This is a genomic window from Streptomyces sp. NPDC048600, from assembly GCF_055587025.1.
This window is the reverse complement of sequence record NZ_JBVJGZ010000008.1, coordinates 87,501-112,077: the sequence shown is the minus strand read 5'-3', so window position 1 is coordinate 112,077 and position 24,577 is coordinate 87,501. Positions and strand designations below refer to the sequence as shown.

The 24,577-nt window shown below is 71.8% G+C and carries 22 protein-coding genes; 13 read left to right on the top strand and 9 right to left on the bottom strand.

Annotated features, from left to right (window positions below; all coding sequences use genetic code 11):
* Positions 1-6 precede the first annotated feature (6 nt).
* Together ACZ6SQ_RS13505 and ACZ6SQ_RS13500 are read right to left on the bottom strand one after the other, a co-directional pair.
* A complete protein-coding gene (locus ACZ6SQ_RS13505) occupies positions 7-1,929 on the bottom strand; it encodes an ATP-binding protein (protein ID WP_469560966.1) in 1,923 nt (640 codons plus the stop codon).
* A gap of 14 nt (positions 1,930-1,943) precedes the next feature.
* On the bottom strand, positions 1,944-3,560 hold the full coding sequence (locus ACZ6SQ_RS13500) for a carboxyl transferase domain-containing protein (RefSeq protein WP_386382914.1): 1,617 nt from the start codon (positions 3,558-3,560) through the stop codon (positions 1,944-1,946).
* A gap of 88 nt (positions 3,561-3,648) precedes the next feature.
* On the opposite strand from ACZ6SQ_RS13500, the gene ACZ6SQ_RS13495 reads away from it, so the two are divergent.
* The 4 genes from ACZ6SQ_RS13495 to ACZ6SQ_RS13480 all read left to right on the top strand — a co-directional run bounded on the left by ACZ6SQ_RS13495 (position 3,649) and on the right by ACZ6SQ_RS13480 (position 7,616).
* Positions 3,649-4,263 carry an SACE_7040 family transcriptional regulator gene (locus ACZ6SQ_RS13495; protein WP_469560500.1) on the top strand — a complete coding sequence of 205 codons (615 nt, stop codon included), beginning with the start codon at positions 3,649-3,651 and terminating at the stop codon, positions 4,261-4,263.
* Positions 4,264-4,430: 167 nt separating this feature from the next.
* Entirely contained in the window at positions 4,431-5,588 is a 1,158-nt protein-coding gene (locus ACZ6SQ_RS13490; protein ID WP_386382921.1) for an acyl-CoA dehydrogenase family protein, read from the top strand.
* Between the two features lie 35 nt (positions 5,589-5,623).
* Positions 5,624-6,499 carry an acyl-CoA thioesterase gene (locus tag ACZ6SQ_RS13485; RefSeq protein WP_469560497.1) on the top strand — a complete coding sequence of 292 codons (876 nt, stop codon included), beginning with the start codon at positions 5,624-5,626 and terminating at the stop codon, positions 6,497-6,499.
* A gap of 10 nt (positions 6,500-6,509) precedes the next feature.
* On the top strand, positions 6,510-7,616 hold the full coding sequence (locus ACZ6SQ_RS13480; RefSeq protein WP_469560495.1) for a cation diffusion facilitator family transporter: 1,107 nt from the start codon (positions 6,510-6,512) through the stop codon (positions 7,614-7,616).
* Here ACZ6SQ_RS13480 and ACZ6SQ_RS13475 read toward each other — a convergent pair.
* Positions 7,555-8,343, bottom strand: a complete 789-nt coding sequence (locus ACZ6SQ_RS13475) for a phosphatase (RefSeq protein WP_469560492.1) — start codon at positions 8,341-8,343, stop codon at positions 7,555-7,557. The genes ACZ6SQ_RS13480 and ACZ6SQ_RS13475 overlap by 62 nt on opposite strands.
* Positions 8,344-8,434: 91 nt before the next feature.
* A complete protein-coding gene (locus ACZ6SQ_RS13470) occupies positions 8,435-9,895 on the bottom strand; it encodes a helix-turn-helix domain-containing protein (RefSeq protein ID WP_469560490.1) in 1,461 nt (486 codons plus the stop codon).
* Between the two features lie 216 nt (positions 9,896-10,111).
* Here ACZ6SQ_RS13470 and speB point away from each other — a divergent pair, with 216 nt between their 5' ends.
* The 3 genes from speB to ACZ6SQ_RS13455 all read left to right on the top strand — a co-directional run bounded on the left by speB (position 10,112) and on the right by ACZ6SQ_RS13455 (position 13,289).
* Complete coding sequence (gene speB, locus ACZ6SQ_RS13465) at positions 10,112-11,080, top strand: agmatinase (protein WP_469560488.1); 969 nt, start codon at positions 10,112-10,114, stop codon at positions 11,078-11,080.
* Positions 11,077-12,762 (top strand): thiamine pyrophosphate-binding protein, encoded by a 1,686-nt coding sequence (locus ACZ6SQ_RS13460; protein WP_469560484.1) that lies wholly within the window; start codon positions 11,077-11,079, stop codon positions 12,760-12,762. The genes speB and ACZ6SQ_RS13460 overlap by 4 nt, the downstream gene beginning before the upstream one ends.
* An 86-nt stretch (positions 12,763-12,848) precedes the next feature.
* On the top strand, positions 12,849-13,289 hold the full coding sequence (locus ACZ6SQ_RS13455; RefSeq protein WP_469560481.1) for a hypothetical protein: 441 nt from the start codon (positions 12,849-12,851) through the stop codon (positions 13,287-13,289).
* Here the strand turns inward: ACZ6SQ_RS13455 and ACZ6SQ_RS13450 are convergent.
* Together ACZ6SQ_RS13450 and ACZ6SQ_RS13445 are read right to left on the bottom strand one after the other, a co-directional pair.
* Positions 13,273-13,500, bottom strand: coding sequence for a DUF397 domain-containing protein (locus ACZ6SQ_RS13450; RefSeq protein WP_469560479.1), 228 nt, complete (start codon positions 13,498-13,500; stop codon positions 13,273-13,275). The two genes, ACZ6SQ_RS13455 and ACZ6SQ_RS13450, sit on opposite strands and share 17 nt — an antisense overlap.
* Positions 13,493-14,287, bottom strand: a complete 795-nt coding sequence (locus ACZ6SQ_RS13445) for a helix-turn-helix domain-containing protein (RefSeq protein WP_469560476.1) — start codon at positions 14,285-14,287, stop codon at positions 13,493-13,495. The genes ACZ6SQ_RS13450 and ACZ6SQ_RS13445 overlap by 8 nt, the downstream gene beginning before the upstream one ends.
* Before the next feature lie 163 nt (positions 14,288-14,450).
* Here ACZ6SQ_RS13445 and ACZ6SQ_RS13440 point away from each other — a divergent pair, with 163 nt between their 5' ends.
* Complete coding sequence (locus ACZ6SQ_RS13440) at positions 14,451-14,624, top strand: hypothetical protein (protein ID WP_469560473.1); 174 nt, start codon at positions 14,451-14,453, stop codon at positions 14,622-14,624.
* Positions 14,621-14,983 (top strand): hypothetical protein, encoded by a 363-nt coding sequence (locus ACZ6SQ_RS13435; protein ID WP_469560470.1) that lies wholly within the window; start codon positions 14,621-14,623, stop codon positions 14,981-14,983. Before ACZ6SQ_RS13440 ends, ACZ6SQ_RS13435 begins: the two co-directional genes overlap by 4 nt.
* A 19-nt stretch (positions 14,984-15,002) precedes the next feature.
* Here the strand turns inward: ACZ6SQ_RS13435 and ACZ6SQ_RS13430 are convergent, their stop codons facing one another.
* The 3 genes from ACZ6SQ_RS13430 to ACZ6SQ_RS13420 form a co-directional block, all read right to left on the bottom strand.
* A complete protein-coding gene (locus ACZ6SQ_RS13430; RefSeq protein WP_469560468.1) occupies positions 15,003-15,593 on the bottom strand; it encodes a hypothetical protein in 591 nt (196 codons plus the stop codon).
* A 97-nt stretch (positions 15,594-15,690) separates the two neighbouring features.
* Positions 15,691-16,467, bottom strand: coding sequence for a calcium-binding protein (locus ACZ6SQ_RS13425; protein ID WP_469560465.1), 777 nt, complete (start codon positions 16,465-16,467; stop codon positions 15,691-15,693).
* Between the two features lie 163 nt (positions 16,468-16,630).
* Positions 16,631-17,434: an endonuclease I family protein gene (locus tag ACZ6SQ_RS13420; RefSeq protein ID WP_469560463.1), complete on the bottom strand. Its 804-nt coding sequence runs from the start codon at positions 17,432-17,434 to the stop codon at positions 16,631-16,633.
* A 187-nt stretch (positions 17,435-17,621) separates the two neighbouring features.
* Between ACZ6SQ_RS13420 and ACZ6SQ_RS13415 the strand changes: the two genes are divergently transcribed.
* The 4 genes from ACZ6SQ_RS13415 (at position 17,622) to ACZ6SQ_RS13400 (ending at position 24,506) form a co-directional block, all read left to right on the top strand.
* Complete coding sequence (locus ACZ6SQ_RS13415) at positions 17,622-18,464, top strand: serine hydrolase (protein ID WP_469560460.1); 843 nt, start codon at positions 17,622-17,624, stop codon at positions 18,462-18,464.
* Between the two features lie 249 nt (positions 18,465-18,713).
* Positions 18,714-22,427, top strand: a complete 3,714-nt coding sequence (locus tag ACZ6SQ_RS13410; RefSeq protein ID WP_469560458.1) for an ABC transporter ATP-binding protein — start codon at positions 18,714-18,716, stop codon at positions 22,425-22,427.
* Between the two features lie 153 nt (positions 22,428-22,580).
* On the top strand, positions 22,581-22,973 hold the full coding sequence (locus ACZ6SQ_RS13405) for a hypothetical protein (protein WP_469560454.1): 393 nt from the start codon (positions 22,581-22,583) through the stop codon (positions 22,971-22,973).
* A gap of 117 nt (positions 22,974-23,090) precedes the next feature.
* Positions 23,091-24,506, top strand: coding sequence for a S28 family serine protease (locus ACZ6SQ_RS13400; RefSeq protein ID WP_469560452.1), 1,416 nt, complete (start codon positions 23,091-23,093; stop codon positions 24,504-24,506).
* Positions 24,507-24,577 lie beyond the last annotated feature (71 nt).

Sequence of the window (24,577 nt, the reverse complement as noted above, 5' to 3'; positions counted from 1 at the left end):
GGGCGGTCACTGTTCCGTCTCCTCGTGGGGCGCGATGACCGCGAGCACCTGGTCCATGGCGACCGTCGTGCCGGGCGTGACGTCCAGCTCGGTGACCGTGCCGGCGTGCGGGGCGGAGATGACGTGCTCCATCTTCATCGCCTCCACGACCAGCAGGCTCTGGCCGGCGATCACCTCGTCGCCGACGGCGACCTTCACCACCGTGACCGTGCCGGGCATGGGCGCGGTCAGCGAGTCGGAGCCCCCGTGGGCGGCCCGGTTCAGCGCGGCCTCGACCGGGTCGTGGTCGCGCACCTGCCAGGCGTCGCCGTCGCGGCCGATCCAGTCCCCGGCGCGGTGGAAGGTGTGCCGCACGCCGTCCAGGGTCACCGAGACCCGGTCGGCGGTGACGGTGTGACTGCCGCGCAGCTCATGAGTGACGGGTTCGAGTCCCGGTACGCGCAGCGGGAACCCCTGCTTCCTCGGCTCGCCCCCGAGCCGCCAGCCGCTCGGCACCGAGAACGGGTCGGTCCAGCCCTCGCCGGAGGGCCTGAGCCGCTCCAGGCGTACGGCGGCGGCCGCCTCGTAGACCTCCTCCGGGACGGTGTCGGGCACGAGCCCGTCGACCTCGCGCTCGACCAGCCCCGTGTCCAGCTCGCCCGCCACCACGTCCGGGTGGGCCAGCAGCCGGCGCAGGAACCCGGCGTTCGTCTGCACGCCCAGGGTGACGGTCTCGGCGAGGGCCGCGCGCAGCTTGCGCAGGGCGGTGGCCCGGTCGGGGCCGTACGCGATGACCTTGGACAGCATCGGGTCGTAGAGGCTGCCGACCTCGGTGCCCTCGCTGAGCCCGGAGTCGGTGCGCACGCCGTCGCCCTGCGGCTCGTCGAGCCGGAGCACGTGCCCGCCGGAGGGGAGGAAGCCGCGCGCGGGGTCCTCGGCGCAGATCCGGGCCTCGATCGCGTGCCCGGTCAGGGAGATGTCCTCCTGCGCGAAGCCGAGCGGCTCACCGGCCGCCACCCGCAGCTGCCACTCCACCAGGTCCAGGCCGGTGATCAGCTCGGTGACCGGGTGCTCCACCTGGAGGCGGGTGTTCATCTCCATGAAGTAGTACGCCGAGGGGTCGCCGCCGGGGACGATGAACTCCACCGTGCCCGCGCCCCGGTAGCCGCAGGAGCGGGCCGCCTGCACGGCCGCCTCGCCCATCGCGGCGCGCGTGGCCTCGTCCAGGAGGACCGAGGGCGCCTCCTCGATGATCTTCTGGTGGCGGCGCTGGAGGGAGCACTCGCGCTCGCCCAGGTGCACGACGTTGCCGTGGCCGTCCGCGAGGACCTGGATCTCGATGTGCCGGGGGCGGTCGATCCAGCGCTCCACCAGCAGCGTGTCGTCGCCGAAGGAGGCACGGGCCTCGCGGCGGGCGGCCGCGATCTCCTCCTCCAGCACGCCCAGGTCGCGCACCAGGCGCATGCCCTTGCCGCCGCCGCCCGCGCTGGGCTTGAGCAGCACGGGGGCGCCCAGCTCCCGCGCGGCCTCGGCCAGTTCGGGGTCGCGGCCGCCGGGGACCACGGGCACCCCGGCCGCCTTCACGGTCTCCTTGGCGCGGATCTTGTCGCCCATCAGGGAGATGGCGTCCGCGGGCGGGCCGATGAACACCAGCCCCGCCTCGGCGCAGGCCCGAGCGAACCCGGCGTTCTCCGCGAGGAAGCCGTAGCCCGGGTGGACGGCCTGCGCGCCGGTGCGGGCGGCGGCCTCGAGCAGCCGCTCGACGGAGAGATAGCTCTCGGCGGCGGGCGCCGGACCGATCCGTACGGCGGTGTCGGCCTCCCGGACGTGCCGCGCGTCGGCGTCGGCGTCGGAGAAGACCGCCACCGAGCGCACGCCGAGCCTGCGCAGCGTACGGATGACCCGGACGGCGATCTCGCCGCGGTTGGCCACGAGCACGGTGTCGAACATCGTCGTCAAGCCCTTCACATCCGGAAGACGCCGAACTGGGGGTCTCCCAGCGGGGCGTTCGCACAGGCGGTCAGTGCCAGGCCCAGCACCTGCCGGGTCTCCATCGGGTCGATGACCCCGTCGTCCCACAGCCGGGCGGTCGCGTAGTAGGCGTTGCCCTGGCGCTCGTACTGCTCGCGCACCGGAGCCTTGAAGGACTCCTCCTGCTCGGCGGGCCAGTTCTCGCCGCGGGCCTCGATCTGGTCCCGCTTGACGGTGGCGAGCACCGAGGCGGCCTGCTCGCCGCCCATCACGGAGATCTTGGCGTTGGGCCACATCCACAGGAAGCGGGGCGAGTAGGCGCGGCCGCACATGGAGTAGTTCCCGGCGCCGTAGGAGCCGCCGACGACGACGGTCAGCTTGGGCACCCGGGCGCAGGCCACGGCCGTCACCATCTTGGCGCCGTGCTTGGCGATGCCGCCCGCCTCGTAGTCCCGGCCCACCATGAAGCCGGAGATGTTCTGGAGGAACAGCAGCGGGATGCCGCGCTGGTCGCACAGCTCGATGAAGTGCGCGCCCTTCTGGGCGGACTCCGCGAACAGGATGCCGTTGTTGCCGATGATCCCGACCGGGTGGCCGTGGATCCGGGCGAAGCCGGTGACCAGGGTCTGCCCGAACTCGGCCTTGAACTCGGCGAAGCGCGAGCCGTCGGTGATCCGGGCGATGATCTCGCGCACGTCGTAGGGGGTGCGGGAGTCGACGGGCACCGCGCCGTACAGCCCGGCCGGGTCCACCTTGGGCTCGGCGGACGGGCGCACCTGCCAGGGCAGGGCCCCGCGCGCGGGCAGCGTGCCGACGATGTCGCGCACGATCCGCAGCGCGTGCGCGTCGTCCTCCGCGAGATGGTCGGTGACACCCGAGACGCGCGAGTGCACCTCGCCGCCGCCCAGCTCCTCGGCCGTGACGACCTCGCCGGTGGCGGCCTTCACCAGCGGGGGACCGCCGAGGAAGATCGTGCCCTGGTTGCGCACGATGACGGCCTCGTCGCTCATGGCCGGGACGTACGCCCCGCCGGCCGTGCACGAGCCGAGGACGGCGGCGATCTGCGGGATACCGGCGCCGGACATCCGGGCCTGGTTGTAGAAGATCCGCCCGAAGTGCTCCCGGTCCGGGAACACCTCGTCCTGCATGGGCAGGAAGGCGCCGCCGGAGTCGACCAGGTAGACGCACGGCAGGCGGTTCTCCAGGGCCACCTCCTGGGCGCGCAGATGCTTCTTCACGGTCATCGGGTAGTAGGTGCCGCCCTTGACCGTGGCGTCGTTGGCGACGACCACGCACTCGCGTCCCGAGACCCGGCCGATGCCGGCGATCACGCCGGCCGCGGGGGCCTGGCCCTCGTACATCCCGTCGGCCGCGAGGGGAGCCAGTTCCAGGAACGGCGAACCGGCGTCGAGCAGGGTGTCCACCCGGTCGCGCGGCAGCAGTTTGCCGCGCGCGGTGTGCCGAGCGCGTGCCTTCTCGCCGCCGCCGAGGCGGGCGGCGGTCAGTTTGCCGCGCAGTTCCCCGACGAGCGCCCGGTGGGCCTCCTCGTTGGCCCGAAAGGCCTCCGACGCGGGGTCGGCCGCGCTGTGAAGCTCCGGTGCCTCATCCATCCTTGCGGATCCCCTCACCTTGTTAATGAGCGTTAACGCATTTCCAACAGGTTAACGACCGCTAACCTCCCTGTCTAGAATTGCTCGCATGGCCACCAGAACCGACGCCCCCACCCGCCGCGAGCAGATCCTCAAGGAGGCCGCCCGGCTGTTCGCCGAACGCGGCTTCCACGGTGTCGGCGTGGACGAGATAGGTGCCGCGGTCGGCATCAGCGGCCCCGGCCTCTACCGCCACTTCCCGGGCAAGGACGCGATGCTTGCGGAGCTGCTGGTGGGGATCAGCGGCCGGCTGCTGACCGGCGCCAAGCTCCGGGTGGCCGAGGCCGACGGCATGCCGGGGCCGGAACTGCTGGACTCGCTCATCGAGGGCCATATCGACTTCGCCCTCGACGACCGGCCTCTCATCACCCTGCACGACCGCGAGCTGGACCGCCTGCGCGACAGCGACCGCAAGCTGGTGCGCCAGCTCCAGCGGCAGTACGTCGAGCTGTGGGTCGAGGTGGTCCGGACCTGCTACCCGGGCCTCGCCGAGCCCACCGCCCGCTCCGCCGTCCACTCGGTCTTCGGCCTGCTGAACTCCACCCCTCACCTCGGCCGTCCGGGCTCCCTCCCCGGCCGGGGCGCGACGGCGGAGCTGCTGCACCGGATGGCGCGGGGGGCGTTCGCGGCGTCCGCGGGAGGGCCCGCCGAAGGGCCGGCGTGACGAGCATTACGGGGTGGCATCCCTGGACGCCTCTCCCTACCGGCCGGTACGGTGTCTGAGCAAGCGCTTAGCCATGAAGGTGCCGCGACCATCGTGCGCGGACCCCGACGGCTGGCAACCAGGTAGGCGAGAGCGGCGCCGGTCCAGGCGCAGAGGAGGGCGGCGGCGTGCGTCGTACGGTGTTCAACGAGGACCACGAGGCGTTCCGGGAGACCCTGCGGGCCTTCATCGAGGCCGAGGTCGTCCCGGTCTACGACGAGTGGTTCGCCGCCGGCCAGGCGCCGCGCGACTTCTACTACAAGCTCGCCGAGCTCGGCGTCTTCGGCATCCGCGTCGACGAGGAGTACGGCGGCGCCGGCATCGACTCGTACAAGTTCGAGGCCGTCCTGTACGAGGAGACCGCCCGCGCGGGCGTCAACTTCGGCGGCTCCGGCGTGCACGTGCTGCTCGGCCTGCCCTACATCAAGCTGCTCGCCAACGACGAGCAGAAGAAGCGCTTCCTGCCGAAGTTCGTCTCCGGCGAGGAGATGTGGGCCATCGCGATGACCGAGCCGGGCACCGGCTCCGACCTCGCGGGCATGAAGACCACCGCCAAGCTCTCCGAGGACGGCACGCACTACGTCCTCAACGGCGCCAAGACCTTCATCACCGGTGGCGTCCACGCCGACCGCATGATCGTCTGCGCCCGCACCTCCGCGCCCACCAAGGAGGACCGCCGCCACGGCATCTCCCTCTTCGTGGTGGACACCAAGGCCGAGGGCTACTCCGTCGGCCGCAAGCTCGACAAGCTGGGCCTGAAGACCTCCGACACCGCCGAGCTGGCCTTCGTCGACGTCAAGGTCCCGGTCGAGGACCTCCTCGGCGAGGAGAACAAGGGCTTCTACTACCTCGGCCACAACCTCGCCTCCGAGCGCTGGGGCATCGCCTTCGGCGCCTACGCGCAGGCCAAGGCCGCGGTCCGGTTCGCCAAGCAGTACGTCCAGGAGCGCGTCGTCTTCGGCCAGCCGGTCGCCGCCTTCCAGAACACCAAGTTCGAGCTCGCCGCCTGCCAGGCCGAGGTGGACGCGGCCGAGGCCGTCGCCGACCGCGCGACGGAGGCCCTCGACGCGGGTGAGCTGACCCCCGCCGAGGCCGCCTCCGCGAAGCTGTTCTGCACCGAGGTCGCCCATCGCGTGATCGACCGCTGCCTCCAGCTGCACGGCGGCTACGGGTTCATGAACGAGTACCCGATCGCCCGCCTGTACGCGGACAACCGCGTCAACCGCATCTACGGCGGCACCAGCGAGATCATGAAGACGATCATCGCCAAGGACATGGGCCTGTAAGGCCCCGGCAATCACTGGCGTATACAACTGACTTCATGAGCCAGGCACTCCAGGATCTCCTCGATCTGCTCGACCTCGAGCAGATCGAGGAGAACATCTTCCGCGGCCAGTCCCGGTCCGCCGTCGTCCCCAGGGTCTTCGGCGGCCAGGTCGCGGCCCAGGCGCTGGTCGCCGCCGGGCGCACCGTCCCGGCCGACCGGCCGCCCCACTCGCTCCACGCGTACTTCCTGCGCATGGGCGACCCGGGCGCGCCCATCGTCTACAACGTCGAGCGCATCCGCGACGGCCGTTCCTTCACCACCCGCCGGGTGGTCGCGGTCCAGCACGGCAGGCCGATCTTCTCGCTCTCCGCGTCCTTCCAGGAGCACGAGGAGGGCATGGACCACCAGGCGCCCATGCCGCCCGCGCCCGACGCCGAGGCACTGCCCACCTCGCAGGAACGCTTCCGCGGCTACGACCACCTCGACCCCCGGGTCGTCGAGCACTTCCTCGCCGCGCGCGAGGCCATCGACCTGCGTTACGTCGAGGAGCCGCCCTACGGGCAGTACGGGGAGCCGCGCGAGCCGCACTCCCAGGTGTGGTTCCGCGCCAACGGCAAGCTCGACGGGCCCGTCGACAGCCCGCTGCTGCACATCGTCCTCGCCACGTACGTCTCCGACATGACCCTGCTCGACTCGGTCCTGCTCGCGCACGGCCGCGGCGGCTGGGCGGTCGGCGACGTGGTCGGGGCCTCCCTGGACCACGCCATGTGGTTCCACCGGCCCTTCCGCGCCGACGAGTGGCTGCTGTACGACCAGGAGTCGCCCTCGGCGTCGGGCGGCCGCGGCCTCGGCCAGGCCCGCATCTACACCCAGGACGGCCGGCTCGCGGTGTCGGTGATCCAGGAGGGCGTCGTCCGGGTACCTCGGTGAGACTGGGGCCATGGCAGAAGCAGCGGACGCAGGCCCAGGTCCAGACGCGCGACCCGGCGGCGGCGAGTCCACCTTCACGGTGATCGTCGCCGCCGTCGCCAATCTCGGCATCGCCCTCGCCAAAGCCGTGGCCGGTGTGATCAGCGGTTCCAGCGCGATGCTCTCCGAGGCCGCGCACTCGGTCGCCGACACCGTCACCGAGGTCCTGCTGCTGACCGCGCTCAAGCGCAGCGAGAAGCCGGCCGACGACGACCACCCCCTCGGCCACGGCCCCGAGCGCTACATCTGGGCCCTGCTCGCCGCCGTCGCCACCTTCGTCGGCGGTGCCGTCTTCTCCCTCTACGACGGCATCCACACCCTCGTCGAGGGCGAGGAACCCGGCGATCCGCTCATCTCCTACATCGTGCTCGCCGTCGCGGCCGTCCTGGAGGGCTACTCCCTGCGCACCGGCCTGCGACAGGCCGGCGGCGAGGCGGCCCGGCTGGGCACCCCGTTCCGCCGCTATCTGCGCTGGACCCCCGACACGGCGGTGAAGGCCGTGGTCATGGAGGACTCGGCCGCGCTCGTCGGCCTGGCCCTCGCCGCAGGCGGCCTGCTCGGCGCCCAGCTCACCGGCTCGGGCGTCTGGGACGGCACCGCCTCGCTGCTCATCGGCCTGCTCCTGCTGTACGTCGCCTGGGTGCTCGGCCGCTCCAACGCCGAGCTGCTCATCGGCCGGCCGCTCCCACCCGCCCTGCGGGACCGGGTCCGGGCCGAACTGCTGCGCTCCGGGCACATCGAGGCCGTCCTCGAACTGACCACGCTGGTGCAGGGCCCCGACGAGGCGCTCGTCGCGGCCAAGGTCGACTTCCGCGACGTCTCCACGGCCGCCGAGGTCGAACTGGCCTGCGAGGCGGCCGAGCGGCGGCTGCGCGCGGCGGTTCCGGCGATCCGGCGGGTGTATCTGGACCCGACGCCGGGGCCCGCGCCCACGAGGGAACCCGGGCCGGGCCCGGCTGAGCCGGGCCGCCGGTCCGGAGTCGGGGGAGCGCCACCCGACTCTGCCCGGCCGGGGCTCAGTCCAGGCCCGCCGCCGCCAGCAGATACGCCGTCATCGGGTCGTAGTAGCGCGGACTGACCACGTGGTCGTCGAGCGGCACCGTCACCTGGACGGTGCCCTCGGACTCGGCGAGGAAGAGGGCCGGGTCGTTGCAGTCGGCGTAGCCGACGGAGTCGACGCCGTGCCGGCCGGCGTAGCCCGCCCAGCCGTGGTCGGCGACCACCAGGTCGGGCAGCGGACGGCCCTCGCGCTCCAGGGCGGTCAGGATGGCGCGCATGGGTTCGCCGGAGTGGGTGTGCCACAGGGTGGCGCCGTGCTCCAGGACGGCGACGTCCGCGAACTGCATGACGTAGCCCTCGTCGGTCTGGAGCCCGTCGGGGATGACGACGATCTCGCAGCCCGCCGCGCGCAGGGCGGCGGCGGTCGCGCGGTGGACGTCGAGCAGACCGCCCGGGTGACCGGTGGCGAACAGCACGCGCTGGCGGTCCTCGGCCGCCTTGCGCAGCCGCGCCGCCAGCCGGTCCAGGGCGTCGACGGTCAGCTCCGGGTCGATGGTGTCCTGGCCGTAGCGGTACTCGGGGTCGTCGTTGACGCCGCAGCGCTCCGCCATCACCGCGAGCACGTCCTGCTCGTCGGTCCAGCGGTCGCCCAGCTCCAGGCCGAGCCAGAAGTTGCGGACGCCGTTGGCGAGCTGGCGGTAGTGGGAGAGGTTGTTCTCGCGCGGGGTGGCGACATCGCCCGCGATACGGGTTCTGACGAGGTGTTCGACGAGCTCGTCGCGGCTGGGAGTCCCGGGTATCGGCATGGTCCCCATTGTGAGGCAGACCTCCCCGCCGGTCCCGGCCGTCCCGCACGCTGGGACATGCGTCACTTCGCTCTGTGACACCCCTGTCACATCAGTGCTCCTGCCGCAGCGCGAACCACAGCTCCATCCGTACGTCGGGGTCGTCCAGGTCCGTGCCGAGCAGGGCCGCGCACCGCCCGACGCGCTGGCGCACGGTGTTGCGGTGCACGGACAGGGCGACGGCCGTGCGGTCCCAACTGCCGTGCAGGGACAGCCAGGTGCGCAGTGTCTCCACCAGGGCCGGACTGTCCGCGAGCGGGGCGAGCAGCGTGGCCGCCCAGTTCTCGGCGTCCGCCCGGGGCACCAGACCGGCCAGCCCGCCGCGGGTGCCGTGCCGGACCAGGGCCTCCCGGGTGGCGCGGGCCCGGGCCAGCGCGCGGGCGGCCTGGGTGTCGGCGGCAGGCCACTCGGCCGGCTCGACGGCGGCGCTCACCCCGAGCGCCCACCCCGGCTGCGGTCCGGGCTCGCGCCCGGCGGGCAGCAGCACCCGGACGATCTCCTCGCCCAGGTCGACCAGCGGGGAGCCCAGCGCCGCCCCGAGCGCGGACGCGGCCACCGGGTCGACCGCGCCGGAGCCCTCCGGGCGGGCGTGCGCCACCCGCCACGGCCCGGTGCCGAGCAGCCCCGCGACCTCGCCCGGCGTGGCGCCCAGCAGCAGCCGGACGAGGGCGGAGGAGCGGGCCGCGCCCGTGCCGCTCTGCTGCTCGCCGGTCAGCAGCGTGAGCAGCACGGCGGCGACCGAGGCGATGGTGTGGTCCCCGGGGTCGCGCCGGGGCGCCGCCACGGCCAGCACGAACCCGGGCTCGGCGCCGAGCACGTACGCGGTCAGGTGCGCCCCGGCGACGGTGTCGCTGGCGCTCGCGGAGGAGCGCGCGAGGAGCGTCCCGGCCAGCTCCGCCAGGGCCGCGTCCGTGCCGGGCCCCGGCGCCCGCCCGGCCGAGGCGATCTCCGTGCCCTCCGGGCCGAGGAGCACCACTCGCCCCGCCACCCGCCGGGCGAGCTGCCGCAGCACCGACGGCACCGGGTCGGGGCGGGCCGCGGCGGCCGCCAGGGACTGCTGGGCCTCGGTGACCCGGCGCAGCTCGGCCGTGCGGGCCCGCGCCATCAGCTGCCACACGGCCCGCGCGATCCCGGAGAACGTGGTCCGCGGCGGCACCTCCAGCAGCGGCAGCCCGTACCGGTCGCAGGCCGCGACCAGGGCCCGCGGCACGGTGTCGTGCACGGGCACCAGCCCGAAGCCGAGGGCCGCGCCGCCCGCGGCGACGATCCGGGACACATACGCGTCGAAGTAGTCCCCGGGGTCCGCGGCGGCCGGCACGTGCACGCCCGCCGTCAGCAGCAGCTCCCCGCCCAGCAGATACGGGTAGGGGTCGGACATCTCCGAGGTGTGCGCCCCGTGGATGACGGCACCCGGCTCCGAGGGCCCGGCGATCTGGCGCAGTCCCAGGTCCTCACGGGCCAGCAGGGCGGTGAGGGGCACGGGTGGCGTGGGCGGGACGGCCGGCTCCGGCATGGTGTGCGTTTCCTCCATTCCGTACGGCTCGAATGGATGAAACGTACTCTTCGCAGCCGCCGCCCTGCCACCTACTGTCGATCGCGCGCGGGCGGCCGCCGCCACGGTGGGACCGGGTCGGCGGGCCCCGTAGAGTCGTATGAAAGCAGTACATGCGCGAGGAAGCGTATGAAGCGCAGAAAAGCGTATGAAGCGCAGGAAAGAAGGCATCTGACCATGAGCAGCAACGCGACGCCCCGCGGCCCCGTCGACTCCTCGCGCATCCCGCGGTACGCCGGTCCCGCGACCTTCGCGCGGCTGCCCCGGCTGGACGAGGTCGGCACCGCCGACGTCGCCGTGGTGGGCGTGCCGTTCGACTCCGGCGTCTCGTACCGGCCCGGCGCCCGCTTCGGCGGCAACGCCATCCGCGAGGCCTCCCGGCTGCTGCGCCCCTACAACCCGGCGCAGGACGCCTCCCCCTTCGCCCTCGCCCAGGTCGCGGACGGCGGCGACATCGCCGTGAACCCGTTCAACATCCACGAGGCCGTGGAGACCATCGAGGCCGCCGCCGACGACCTGCTCGGCACCGGTGCCCGCCTGATGACCCTCGGCGGCGACCACACCATCGCGCTGCCTCTGCTGCGTTCGATGGCGAAGAAGCACGGCCCGGTCGCCCTGCTCCACTTCGACGCCCACCTGGACACCTGGGACACCTACTTCGGCGCCGAGTACACCCACGGCACGCCGTTCCGCCGCGCGGTGGAGGAGGGCATCCTCGACACCGAGGCGCTCTCCCACGTCGGCACCCGCGGCCCGCTGTACGGCAAGCAGGACCTCACGGACGACGAGAAGATGGGCTTCGGCATCGTCACCTCCGCCGACATCTACCGCCGCGGCGCCGACGAGGTTGCCGACCAGCTGCGCCAGCGCATCGGCGACCGCCCGCTGTACATCTCCATCGACATCGACTGCCTCGACCCGGCCCACGCGCCCGGTACCGGCACGCCGGAGGCCGGCGGTATGACCTCCCGCGAGCTTCTGGAGATCCTGCGCGGTCTGGCATCGTGCAACCTGGTCTCCGCGGACGTCGTCGAGGTGGCCCCCGCGTACGACCACGCGGAGATCACGTCGGTGGCGGCCTCGCACACGGCCTACGAACTGACCACCATCATGTCCCGCCAGATTGCCGAGGCTCGCTCGAAGTGACTCACGACCACGACCTGGTTCTCCGCCCGACGGCCGCCCAGACCGAGGCCGCGCTGAACCCGCCGCCCGGCCGGTGCGGCGGAGACCTGGTCGTGGAGACGCTGGCCGGACTCGGTGCCACCACCGTGTTCGGCCTGCCCGGGCAGCACGCGCTGGGGATGTTCGACGCGCTGCGCCGCTCGTCCCTGCGCTATGTGGGCCTGAGGATCGAGAACAACGCGGGCTTCGCGGCCGACGCGTACGGCAGGGTCACCGGCGAGGCGTCGCCCCTGCTGCTGTCGACCGGTCCCGGCGCGCTGACGTCCCTGGCCGCCCTCCAGGAGGCGGCGACGGCCTCGGCCCCGGTCCTCGCGATCAGCAGCCAGATCCCGATTGCGGGCCTCGGCGGCGGCCGCCATGGCTACCTCCACGAACTCCCCGACCAGGCCGCCTCGTTCCGGGGCGTGGTCAAGTCGGTCCACACGGTCCGCACCCAGTCGCAGATCCCCTCCGCGATCGAGGCCGCCTGGAAGTCGGCGCTGACCGCCCCGCACGGCCCGGTCTGGGTGGAGATCCCGCAGGACGTCCTGCTGGCCCCCACCTCGGTCCCGGTCGTCACGGGCGGCGACGCCTTCCCCGAGGAACTCCCCCCGCGCCCCGAACTCACGGCCCTCGCCGCCCACTTGCTCTCCACCGCCGAGCGTCCCGCGGTCATCGCGGGCGGCGGAGTGGTACGTGCGGACGCCTCGGGCAAGCTGAGGAAACTGGCGGAGACCCTCCAGGCGCCGGTCGTCACCACGCCCGGCGGCAAGGGCGCCTTCCCCTGGACCCACCCGCTGTCCCTCCAGTCCTGGATCGAGGACCGCCACACCACGGACTTCCTGGAGGACGCGGACGTCCTGCTCGTGGTCGGCTCGGGTCTCGGCGAACTCTCCTCGAACTACCACACGTTCAAGCCCCGCGGCCGCGTCGTCCAGATCGAGGCCGACCTCGGCAAGCTGGAGTCCAACCACCCGGCGCTCGGCATCCACGCGGACGCGCGCCTCGCGCTCCAGGCCCTGCTGGAGACCGTGTCGCGCCGGGAGGACCCCACGGCCCCCGAGCGGGTCCGCACGGTCCTGACGAAGGTCCGCGACCGCATCGCCGCCCAGGAACTCACCCTGGAGCAGGAGGTGCTGGCGTCCGTACGCCGCGCCCTCCCCGCCGACTCCCCGTCCTTCTGGGACATGACGATCCTGGCCTATTGGGCCTGGTCCGCCTTCGACGCCAAGGGCCCCAACCTGATGCACTCCGCCCAGGGCGCGGGCGGCCTCGGCTACGGCTTCCCCGCCGCCCTCGGCGCGGCGGTCGCCGACCCCACCCGCCCGGTCCTCGCCGTCTCCGGCGACGGCGGCGCCCTGTACTCGATCGCCGAGCTGGCGACCGCGAAGCAGCACGACCTGCCGGTGACCTGGCTGATCGTCGACGACGGGGGCTACGGCATCCTGCGCGAGTACATGACGGACTCCTTCGGCGAGACGACGGGCACGGAACTGTCCCGTCCGGACTATGTGGCCCTGGCGGACTCCTTCGGCGTACCGGGCGTGCGCACCACCCCCGAGACCCTGGAGGCCGACCTGTCGAAGGCCCTGGCCGCGCCGGGCCCGTCGGTGGTCGTACTCCCTGCCGTGCTGCGGATGTTCGCGCCTACGCATCTGGGCTGAGGCGGTCGGGCCGGGCATCGGCCGTCAGGGTCCTGCGTCCGCGGCAGGCCTTGTCTGGCAGCTCGCCGACAGGTGAGGTGGTCACCATGACCACCTCGTATCCCGCCGCGCTGTTCCTGCTGCCCGGCATCCTCGTCGCCGCCGTGACTGCCTTCGGTCTTCTCGGGTACGTCTTCCCGGCGGTCGGCAAGGGCGGCCCGGGGGCAGTGGCACGCGGCGGCGCCGCGCTCTTCGGAGCTCTCGCCGCGCTGGCCTACGCCTGGGGCCTCGTCTCGCTCTTCCTCGACGAGAGCGGCACCGCCCAGGCCTGCCTGGACGCGAACCCGTCGCTGTACGGGCAGGTGAACGAGTACCGCGTGTCCTATCTGCCACCCGCCCTCGACTGCCGTATGTCGTCGGGTGGTTCATACGCGGCGGCAGTCCCCGGCTTCGTCACGCCCTTGATGACGGGCTGCGCGGTCATCGCGGTGACGCTCGTGCTGATCGCCGTCACCGAGCACCGCAGCACTGCTACGCGCCCGAGCTGAACGCGCTGTCCTTCACGGCCGCGACGAAGCTCGCCCAGTCGGCGGGGGAGAAGACCAGCGCCGGGCCGTGGGGGTGCTTGGAGTCGCGGACGGGGATGCCGGAGTGGTAGCCGTCCAGGACTTCGAGGCAGCTGCCGGCGTCGGAGTTGCTGTATGACGACTTGCGCCAGCCGTCCAGTATCGCGGCGTTCGGGATGATTCGGTCAGTCATGGTGCCCGTAGTCTTTCGCAGCGTCCCGGAGCATGGCTAGCGATTCCTGCAGCGGAAGTGCGTCGCTGAGTGCGAGGTCGTAGCGAAACTGCAGTTCACGCACTACGGACGGGGAGTCGTGCAGTCTCCCCATCCGATCGCCCTCGCTGTACGCCAAGGGCGGCTGGTCCACGAACCACATGAGCGCGAGCATGTTCTGCATGAGTGGGTGATGGCCCGAACGGAACGGCAGCACGTGCGCCCGGATGCGCCGAGACTCGGCGAGACGGACGACATGCATGATCTGCTCCGCCATGACGTCTTCAGCGACCACAGGGCGTCGCAGCAGCGTCTCGTCCAGCAGCGCCCACACCACGGGGGACGTCGGGTTTTCGAGGATCTTCGAGCGCTCGATGCGTGTGACAACGCGTCTGTCACATTCCTCCACGCTCACCGGAGGGAACGCCGCGCCGAGAACCGCACGCGCGTATCGTTCCGTCTGGAGAATGCCCGGGAAGTACGCCAGGGCGAACTCGCGGATGGTCACCGCCTGTTGTTCGAGTTCTCGCACCGCCTCGAAGTAATCGGCGGTCGCCGCATCGTCCTGAGGCAGAAAGCTGCTCAACACATCCCCCGTGTTCAGCGCCCCATCCAGCCGCCGCGCGTCCTCGCGGGACGGCACCCGGCGGCCCGCCTCGATGTGCGCGATGTGCGAACGCGTCATGACCGCCATGTCGGCGAGCTGCTGCTGCGTCAGCCCCGCCGTCTCGCGCTGCTGCCTGAGCCAGTCACCGTATGTGTTGGTCATGGCCAACTCCCTTGTGACAAATGCCTGGTCACATCCGACCCCCTGGCGAGGCTAACCCGGCACCTCTCACTCTGTGAGTGGATCGCTACACAAAGCGAAGACCCCCGCGACCGTCCGACCGGTCCGGGGGCATGGTCATCAACTTTCCCTAGGGGTCGACGACATGGGTCACCGTATCGCCGTTCTGTTCCGTCCGTGGCTCGAGCGGACGCGCCGCCGCCGGGTCGCCGGGCCGACCGTCCACCACACCGGCTTCCGGCCCCCGGAGCCGGTGCGGGCCGTGCCGGGCATCGGGATGGGCTCGTGCGGCTGGCCCCGTGCCGAGGTGACCAGGTGAGCGACGCGCGACTGCTGCCCTGGGCCGGGGTGGAGGGAAAGCCCTGCTATCTGGTCACCGACGGGGGCGGCTATCTCTCCCGGATGGCCGACACCATCGAGTCCGTGCAGCTCGGGATGGCCGGTGATCTGCTCGGGCACGCCGCCGACCTGCTGGCCGATCGCCGGGCGACCCCCGACCAGCTCCGCTACATGCTCGCCCGCATGCACGAGGCGCTGACGGACGTGCGGCGGGTCGCGGAGAGCCGGGGCGCCCGCCTGCCCGAGCCTGCCCGCGGTCGTCATGACGAGCTCGACCTCGACCTCGGTCCTGACCATCAGGACGACGCCGACGTCGGCATCGAGGCGCCACCGCCCTGACGCCCGGGGCCTCGCGGCCTCAGTCGCCGAAATCCCCGCCCCCCGTGTCCACGTCCCCGAACTCCGGCCCCCCGGAGGCGCCCGGCGGGCCAGGGCTGTCGCCGGCCACCCGTCGGCCGGCCCGGTGGGACAGGGCGACCCCCGCCATCAGGCCCGGCACGCAGGCCATCATCAGGGCGAATCCCGAAGCCATGTCGGCGACGACCGGAGTGCTGTCGACGTCGCCCGTGATGTAGGTCAGGATCGGCAGGGCGGGGATGTACCAGAAGATCCAGGTGCCGCACACCAGCATGAGGGTCGCACCCTCGTGGGTCTCGGAGATCTCCTTGACGTCGCCGCGGGTGGCCCCGCGGCCCGGCCACGCGACCGGGAACAGGGCCAACGCCTGGCAGGCCAGGCACGCCGCCTGGAGGACGGCGTACCCGGCGAGCGTCACGGGACGGGACCAGAAATAGACGAGTCCGAGTACGGCGCACAGCAGCAGGGCCATGTCGCCGATGACCACCAACCCGCGCCGGGACGTGAAGAGTTCGGCGAGCGCTTCACCGAGATCCAGCCAGTCCTCGAGCCAGAACTCCACTCTCTGCCTGAACCGCGAATCCCCGCTCATGAGCTGCCCCCGTCCAGCCGTCGTCGCGGCCATCCTGCCCGCGACGGGGGCGGCTCAAGTGCGTACCGGGCCTACCGGATCGCGCCCGGCCGACGGCTCAGCGCACGTCGACGTAGTCCCCGGCCGACCTCGCCGTGGAGGTCGCGGAGTCGCCGCCGAAGTACCAGCGCCAGTAGCCGTCGGCCTTGGCCTTGACCGTGGTCTTCAGGGCGCCGCCGGTGCCGCTGGTCACCGTCCTGACGGTGGTGTACGCGGTGGTGCCCGCCTTGCGGAACTGGAGCTTGACCGAACGGCCCGCGTAGGTCGCGTACTTGTGGGACTTCCAGTCGGCGCGGGTCAGCTTGCCGGTCACGGTGAGGTTGGTGTTCAGGGCCACCGGCTCCGGCCCGGCGTTGGCCGTCAGCTTGGCGAGGCGCCGGACCTTGAAGTTGGCGGCCCGGTCCGTGCTGAACCAGTCGCCGTCGTCGGCCGTGACGTAGGCATGGACGAACCAGGCGTCGTCGGCAGGGCCGTTCCCGTAGAAGTTGCTGGTGTCCACCGTCCAGTCGCCCTTGCAGGTCGTGGTCGTGGCGTTGACGGCGGTGCAGGTCAGGCCCCGGTCCGAGGACAGGTAGAGGTAGGACGGCAGGCTCACGTTGAGCTTCATTTCCTTGATGCCGGAGTTGTCCTGGGCCGTGACGCTCACCGGGAAGGTCCTCGGCGCGGTGGGGCCGAGCGCGAGCTCGCGCCCGCCGTTGACGACCACGTCGGTGATGGTCGTGTCGCCGTAGCCGGCGGAGTGCGCGGCCGGGGCGGTGAGGGCGGTGAGGCCCGTCAGGGTCAGGGCGCCGGCCAGGACGCCGGTCGACGCGATGGTCAGGGAACGGTTGCGCATACGGGTACCCCCCAGGGTCGGTTGGCGGCCCACCGATGTCCGGTGGGCCGTCGACCTCTTCGCCGCCCGCGGTCGGCGGGCGGGGAAGAGGACGCCACCGATCCTTCCAGCGCGGATCCCGGAGGATCAGTGAACTACCGAACTGGGCAAGTCCGTTCGGGTCCTACCAGATCGCCTCGACCCACTCCGGGTGGTCGATGAACGGGTTCCGGTTGTGCTGGTACGTGTCGTAGATGACCTGGTTGCGACGCTCCTCGAAGGCGTCCGGCGGGTCCTCGTCGTTCCAGGCCTTCAGGACGGAGAGGCGGCCGTGGTACGGCGTGCCGCCCGTGTTCACCGCGTCCCTGGGCTCGAGGTTGGGCCAGCCGTCGGTGCCCTCGTAGCGGACGGCCATGTAGAGGATCATCCGGGCCACGTCGCCCTTGACCGCGTCGCGCGGCTCGAAGGAGTCGGAGTCCATCAGGCTGCCGCCGCTGTTGGTGAAGCTGCTGCCGCCGTTGTCGAAGTCCAGGTTGCCGCGCCGGGCGTTGACGGTGACGTCCTCCGGCCGGATGTGGTGCAGGTCCGTGCCGGGCCCGGCGGAGGTGCCGAAGTCGCCGTGGGACTGCGCCCACACGTGCTCACGGTTCCAGTTGCCGGTGTTGCCGCCGTTGAGCGACTTGCTGCGGGATATGCCCGAGTAGAGCAGCTTCACGTTGCTGCTGTTGTTGGGGTCCTGGTCGGTGACCTTCAGGGCCTCCCAGAGCGCCGAGTACGACAGCTTGGTCTGGCTGCTGATGATGGTGTTCAGCGACGACTTCAGGCTCGTACCGGTCTTGCCGATCGCGTTCTTGTAGTACGTCGAGTCGTACGCGGTGGTCGTCGCCGCGGCGGGGGTCGCGGTGAGGGCGGGGACGGTCAGGCCGGCCAGAAGCGCGGCGGTGGCGAGCGCCACCGGCTTCCAGCGGCGAACACGTGACGTCGGCATGTGGGGTCCGATCTACGCGAGTTGATTGAGCGGCATCCGGAGGGTGACATGGACATGCGCTCAGTTGGATGAACGCATGATGACGCATGCATGACATGGTGGGAATCTCCGGGTCGGCTTCACCGGCTTCGCACAACAGTGCGTAGGCGTAGTACAACTATTCGTTGAACCCGCGAGTCATCTGGGCATGACTCACCGCAGACGCACGAAAGCGCTTGTCGTCGCCCTGGGCGCGGGCGTACTGATACCCGTCGCCGCGGCGCCCGCCGGGGCCGCCACTCCGACGGTCAGCTGTACGTCCGCCAAGGCGGGCCTCGCCGACAAGCTGAGGAAGGACATCCAGGCGGCCGTCAACGCCCGCGGCGGCACGATCGCGGTCGGCGTGTACGACCGCAGCACCAGGACCATCTGCACCCTGCGCCCGACCATGCGCTACGACTCGGCGAGCGTCGTCAAGGCCACCGTCCTCGCCGCCCTGCTGTACGACACGCAGAAGCAGGGCCGCGGGCTCACCGAGCGCGAGATGACGCTGGCCAGGGCCATGATCACCAAGTCGGACAACGCCTCCACGACCACCCTGTGGAAGCAGCTCGGCGTCACGAAGATCAAGAGCTTCCTGACCGCCGCCGGAATGACTCACACCGTTCCGGGCGCCGACGGCTACTGGGGCCTGACGCAGATCACCGTCACCGACGAGCAGAGGCTGCTGAAGCTGCTCACCGGCACCAGCGCCACCGTCCTCAGCGACGCCCGCCGCGCCTACGCGCTGAAGCTGATGCGCGAGGTCGTCTCCTCGCAGCGCTGGGGCACCCCGTACGGCGCCCCGTCCACGGTCACCAAGGCCCTGAAGAACGGCTGGCTGCCGCGTGCCAGCTACGGCTGGCGGGTGCACAGCATCGGCGCCTTCAAGGGCAACGGGCACGACTACTTCATCAGTGTTCTCACCCACGGCAACAGCTCGATGGACTACGGCATCGGCAGCATCCAGAACATCGCCAAGGTCGTCCACCGCGACCTGCACGCGAGCTGACCCCTGGCGGCCCGCCCCGGCCGGAGCCCCCGCCTCCGGCCGCCGTCCGCGGCCCTCGCCGCCGCCGTCTGTCCGTCTGCCGCAGGGCCCGCGAGGGGCTCGCCGTCGACAGCGGGCGGCACGTGTCCGATCTTCTCCGGGATCTCGCCCATCGCAAGGGCCGGGAGGCCGATTGCTGCGGAGGGATGAAATCCGCCTTCTCGGGCGTTGGTGCCTTCCGGTAGATCAGGACGACTGGAGGGCACCGGCGTGGACGCGCAACGGGGATGGGCACGGAGACTGGCGGGATACGCCTGGCGGTATCCGAAGGACGTGATCCTGGCCCTGGCGTCCTCCCTGCTGGGCATGGCCGTGATGGCGATCGTGCCGCTGATCACCAAGGTGATCATCGACGACGTCATCGGGGACCGGACCCGGGACATGGCGCCCTGGGCCGGAGGCCTCATCGGCGCGGCCGTGATCGTCTACGCCCTCACCTACGTCCGCCGCTACTACGGCGGCCGGCTCGCGCTCGACGTCCAGCACGACCTGCGCACGGACATGTTCGAGACGATCACCCGGCTCGACGGCCGCCGCCAGGACGAGCTGTCGACCGGGCAGGTCGTCGGCCGCGCCACCAGCGACCTCCAGCTGATCCAGGGCCTGCTCTTCATGCTGCCGATGACGATCGGCAACTTCGCGCTGTTCATCGTCTCCCTGGTCGTGATGGCCTGGCTGTCCCTCCCGCTCACCCTCGTCGCGATCGCCGTCGCGCCCGCCCTGTGGTGGATCGCCCGGCGCAGCCGCGCCAAGCTGCACCCCGCCACCTGGTACGCCCAGGCCCAGGCCGCCGCCGTCGCGGGCGTGGTCGACGGCGCCGTCAGCGGCGTCCGCGTGGTCAAGGGCTTCGGCCAGGAGGACCAGGAGACCGGCAAACTGCGCGAGGTCGGGCGCAGGCTGTTCGCCGGGCGGCTGCGCACCGTCCGGCTGAACAGCCGCTACACCCCGGCCCTTCAGGCCGTCCCCGCCCTCGGCCAGGTCGCGATGCTGGCCCTCGGCGGCTGGCTGGCCGTGCGCGGCAACATCACCCTCGGCACCTTCGTCGCCTTCTCCACCTACCTCGCCGCGCTCGTCGGCCCGGTCCGCATGCTCGCGATGGTGCTCACCGTCGCCCAGCAGGCCCGCGCCGGCAGCGAGCGGGTCCTGGAGCTGATCGACACCGAGCCGTCGATCCAGGACGGCACCAAGGAGCTGCCCGCCGACGCGCCCGCGACCGTCGAGTTCGACGACGTCTCGTTCGGCTACGACGACGAGCGCCCGGTGCTCAAGGGCCTCTCCTTCGAGATCCGCCCCGGCGAGACCCTCGCCGTCGTCGGCTCCTCCGGCTCCGGCAAGTCCACCGTCTCCCTGCTCCTGCCGCGCTTCTACGACGTCACCCACGGCGCCGTCCTGATCGGCGGGCACGATGTGCGCGAGCTGACCCAGGACTCCCTGCGGGCCGCGATCGGCCTGGTCCCCGAGGACTCCTTCCTCTTCTCCGACACCGTCCGCAACAACATCGCCTACGGCCGCCCCGACGCCACCGACGAGCAGATCGAGCAGGCCGCCCGCGCCGCCCAGGCGGACCGTTTCATCGCCGAGCTGCCCGCCGGTTACGACACCAAGGTCGGCGAGCACGGCCTCACCCTCTCCGGCGGCCAGCGCCAGCGCGTCGCACTCGCCCGGGCGATCCTCACCGACCCCCGGCTGCTCGTCCTGGACGACGCCACCTCGGCCGTGGACGCCCGCGTGGAGCACGAGATCCACGAGGCGCTGCGCGAGGTCATGGAGGGCCGCACCACCCTGCTGATCGCCCACCGCCGCTCCACCCTGAACCTCGCCGACCGCATCGCCGTCCTCGACGGCGGCCGCCTCGCCGACCTCGGCACCCACGAGGAGCTCCAGGAGCGATCGGCGCTCTACCGCCGGCTGCTCACCGACCCCGACGAGCTCGGCGGAGTCTCCCCGGGCCACATCAGGCCCGTCGAGCCCGCCGAGGACACCTCCGTGCGGGACGAGCTGGACGCCGAGTTCGACGCCGAGCGCGGCATCACCCCGAGGCTGTGGGCCGGCGAGCGCGAACCCCGCGACGCCGCCCTGGCCGGCACCCCGGCCACGCCCGAGCTGCTCGCCCAGGTCGACGCGCTGCCCCCGGCCACCGACACCCCGGAGGTCGACGAGGCCCGCGCGGTGAGCGCCGAGGACCACTACGGCCTGCGCCGGCTGCTGCGCGGCTTCGGGCCGCCGCTGCTGATCAGTCTCGCCCTCGTCGCCATGGACGCGGGCCTCGGACTGCTGCTGCCGGTACTGATCCGGCACGGCATCGACAGCGGCGTCAGCGAGGCGGCGCTCGCCGCGGTGTGGGCCGCCTCCCTGCTCGGACTGGTCGCCGTGCTGGCCCAGTGGGCCGCGCAGACCGCCGAGACCCGGATGACCGGCCGTACCGGCGAGCGGGTGCTCTACGCGCTGCGGCTGAAGATCTTCGCCCAGCTCCAGCGGCTCGGGCTCGACTACTACGAGCGCGAGCTGACCGGCCGGATCATGACCCGGATGACCACCGACGTGGACGCCCTGTCGACGTTCCTCCAGACCGGCCTGGTCACCGCGTTCGTCTCGCTCGTCACCTTCTTCGGCATCATGGTCGCCCTGCTGGTGATCGACCTCGAACTCGCCCTCGTCGTCTTCGCGAGCCTGCCGCTGCTGATCGTCGCCACGTACTACTTCCGCCGCGCGAGCGTGAAGGCGTACGAGCTCGCCCGTGAGCGGGTGTCGGTGGTCAACGCCGAGCTCCAGGAGACCGTGGCCGGGCTGCGGATCGTGCAGGCCTTCCGGCGCGAGCGGGACGGCGCCCGGCACTTCGCCGAACGCAGCGACAGCTACCGCCAGGCGCGTGTGCACGGCCAGTGGCTGATCTCGGTGTACTTCCCGTTCGTGCAGCTGCTGTCCTCGGGCGCCGCGGCCGCCGTGCTGATCGCCGGGTCCGGGCGGGTCGCCGAGGCCACGCTGACCACGGGCGCGCTGGTGGCGTACCTGCTCTACATCGACCTGTTCTTCGCCCCCGTCCAGCAGCTCTCCCAGGTCTTCGACGGCTACCAGCAGGCCGCCGTCTCCCTCGGCCGCATCCAGGAGCTGCTCCAGGAGCCGACCTCCACCGGGGCCGCCGACGAGCCGCGCGAGGTGCGCTCGCTGCGGGGCGAGATCGCCTTCGAGGACGTGCACTTCGCGTACGGTTCCGCCGACGAGCCGGAGGAGGCGCTCACCGGCATCGACCTGCGCATCCCGGCCGGGCAGACGGTCGCTTTCGTCGGCGAGACCGGCGCGGGCAAGTCGACGCTGGTCAAGCTGGTCGCGCGGTTCTACGACCCGACCGGCGGCCGGGTCACCGTCGACGGCGCCGACCTGCGCGGCCTGGACCTCACGGCGTACCGGCACCGGCTCGGCGTGGTGCCTCAGGAGGCGTATCTGTTCCCCGGCACCGTGCGCGACGCCATCGCCTACGGCCGCCCCGGAGCGAGCGACGCCGAGGTGGAGGCGGCCGCCCGCGCGGTCGGCGCGCACGAGATGATCGCCACCCTGGAGGGCGGCTACCTCCACGAGGTCGCCGAGCGCGGCCGCAACCTGTCCGCCGGACAGCGGCAGCTGATCGCCCTGGCCCGCGCCGAACTGGTCGACCCGGACGTCCTGCTGCTCGACGAGGCGACCGCCGCGCTGGACCTGGCCACCGAGGCACAGGTCAACCAGGCGACCGACCGGCTCGCGGGCCGTCGTACCACCCTTGTCGTCGCGCACCGGCTGACGACCGCCGCGCGGGCCGACCGGGTCGTGGTGATGGACCACGGCCGGGTCGTCGAGGACGGCACCCACGAGGAACTGCTCGCCCTCGGCGGCCGCTACGCCGCGCTGTGGGCGACCTTCGTGGGCGAGCCGGTACCCGCGACGAGCTGATCCGAGGGCCCTGGGGCCCGGGCGCCCCCATGCCTCGGGCCCCAGTGGCCCGGGGGCCGGTGACCGCCGGCTCCCGGGCCCGTGCAACCATCCGGCACACGTCCCGCGTCCGTACATCAGTACGGTGAGGACCGTGATGCTGGAGGGGCGACAGTGGACACGAGCGCGATTCGACGGCGGTTCGCCGTCGGCATGGCCGTGCTGACCGCGTCCGGACTGCTCGCGCTCGGCGCGCCGGGCGCGGCCCAGGCGGCCTCCGCGGAGAACTGCCCCGGACGCAAGGTGCGCACGCTGTCCTTCTCCACCGGTGCCGTGCACGTCTACAAGAGCGGCGGCCTGGTGTGCGCGGTCACCCGCGCCAAGCGCCCCGGCCCGCAGCGCTGGATGACCGTCAGCGTCCAGGCGCGCGGACTGCGCGCCGCCCGTCTGGAGGGCCTGCGCTCGCGCAGCATCGGCCCGGTGGACACCTACGCCGGACAGCGCTGCGTCCGCGTCAAGGGCTCGCGGGGCGGCGCCTCGGTGAGTTCCGGATGGATTCTCTGCTGACCGGTCAAGTCCTGTCGGTATATGGCCTTTTTACGCACCTCCCTGCTCAACATCCCCTGGTGTGAACCGTGTTGCTCCGATAGCTTCCGGCGCACATATGTTTCCCAGGGAGGGTGCATGCGCAAGGCGCTCAGATGGCTGCTCGCGCTCGCTGTGTTCATAGGCACGCTGAGCACGGCCGGGACGGCCACCGCCGCCCAGCCGGAGGCCACCGGAACCGGCGACATCAAGGACCAGCTCCTGTCCATCCCGGGCATGAGCCTGATCGAGGAGAAGCCCTACACCGGCTACCGCTTCTTCGTCCTCAACTACACCCAGCCGGTCGACCACCGGAACCCGAAGGCGGGCACGTTCCAGCAGCGCATCACCGTGCTGCACAAGGACGTCAGCCGTCCGACCGTCTTCTACACCGGCGGCTACAACGTCTCCACGACGCCCAGCCGCCGCGAGCCGACCCAGATCGTGGACGGCAACCAGGTCTCCATGGAGTACCGCTACTTCACCCCGTCCCGGCCCGCCCCGGCCGACTGGAGCAAGCTGGACATCTGGCAGGCCGCCAGCGACCAGCACCGCATCTTCAAGGCGCTCAAGCCGCTCTACGACCGCAAGTGGATCTCCACCGGCGGCTCCAAGGGCGGTATGACCGCCACGTACTACGAGCGCTTCTACCCGCGTGACATGGACGGTGTCGTCGCCTACGTCGCCCCCAACGACGTGGTCAACAAGGAGGACTCCGCCTACGACCGCTTCTTCGCCTCCGTCGGCACGAAGGAGTGCCGCGACCGGCTGAACGCGGTGCAGCGCGAGGCGCTGGTGCGCCGTGAGCCGCTGGAGAAGAAGTACGAGGCGTACGCCGCCGAGAACGGCTACACCTTCAAGACCGTCGGCAGCCTGGACCGCGCCTTCGAGGCCGTCGTCCTCGACTACGTCTGGGGCTTCTGGCAGTACAGCCTGCTCTCCGACTGCGACACGATCCCGGCGGACGCGGCGGGCGCCACCGACGACGAGATCTGGAACTCCATCGACACGATCTCCGGCTTCTCCTTCTACGCCGACCAGGGCCTGGAGCCGTACACGCCGTACTACTACCAGGCGGGCACCCAGCTCGGCGCGCCGACGATCGGCTTCCCGCACATCGAGAAGCGGTACGTCCGCTACGGCTACCAGCCGCCGCGCAACTTCGTGCCGCGCGACATCCCCATGTCCTTCCAGCCCTGGGCCATGCGGGACGTCGACACCTGGGTCCGCCACAACGCGCGCCAGATGCTCTTCGTCTACGGCGAGAACGACCCCTGGGGAGCGGAGCCTTTCCGCCTCGGCAAGGGCGCCCGTGACTCCTACGTCTTCACCGCCCCCGGCGCCAACCACGGCGCCCGGGTGTCGGGCCTGACCGAGGACCAGAGGAACCTCGCCACGGCGAGCATCCTCAAGTGGGCCGGCCTCTCCGCCACCACCGTGGCCGAGGCGAAGCCGCTGGCGTCCTTCGACGCGAAGCTGGACCGGCGCACGCCGGAACGGGGACTTCGGCCGTAAGGGGCCCTGTCCTTCTGCGTACTGAGCCGACGGCGGGTCCTGCGGGACCCGCCGTTCGGTCTTCCCGGGCA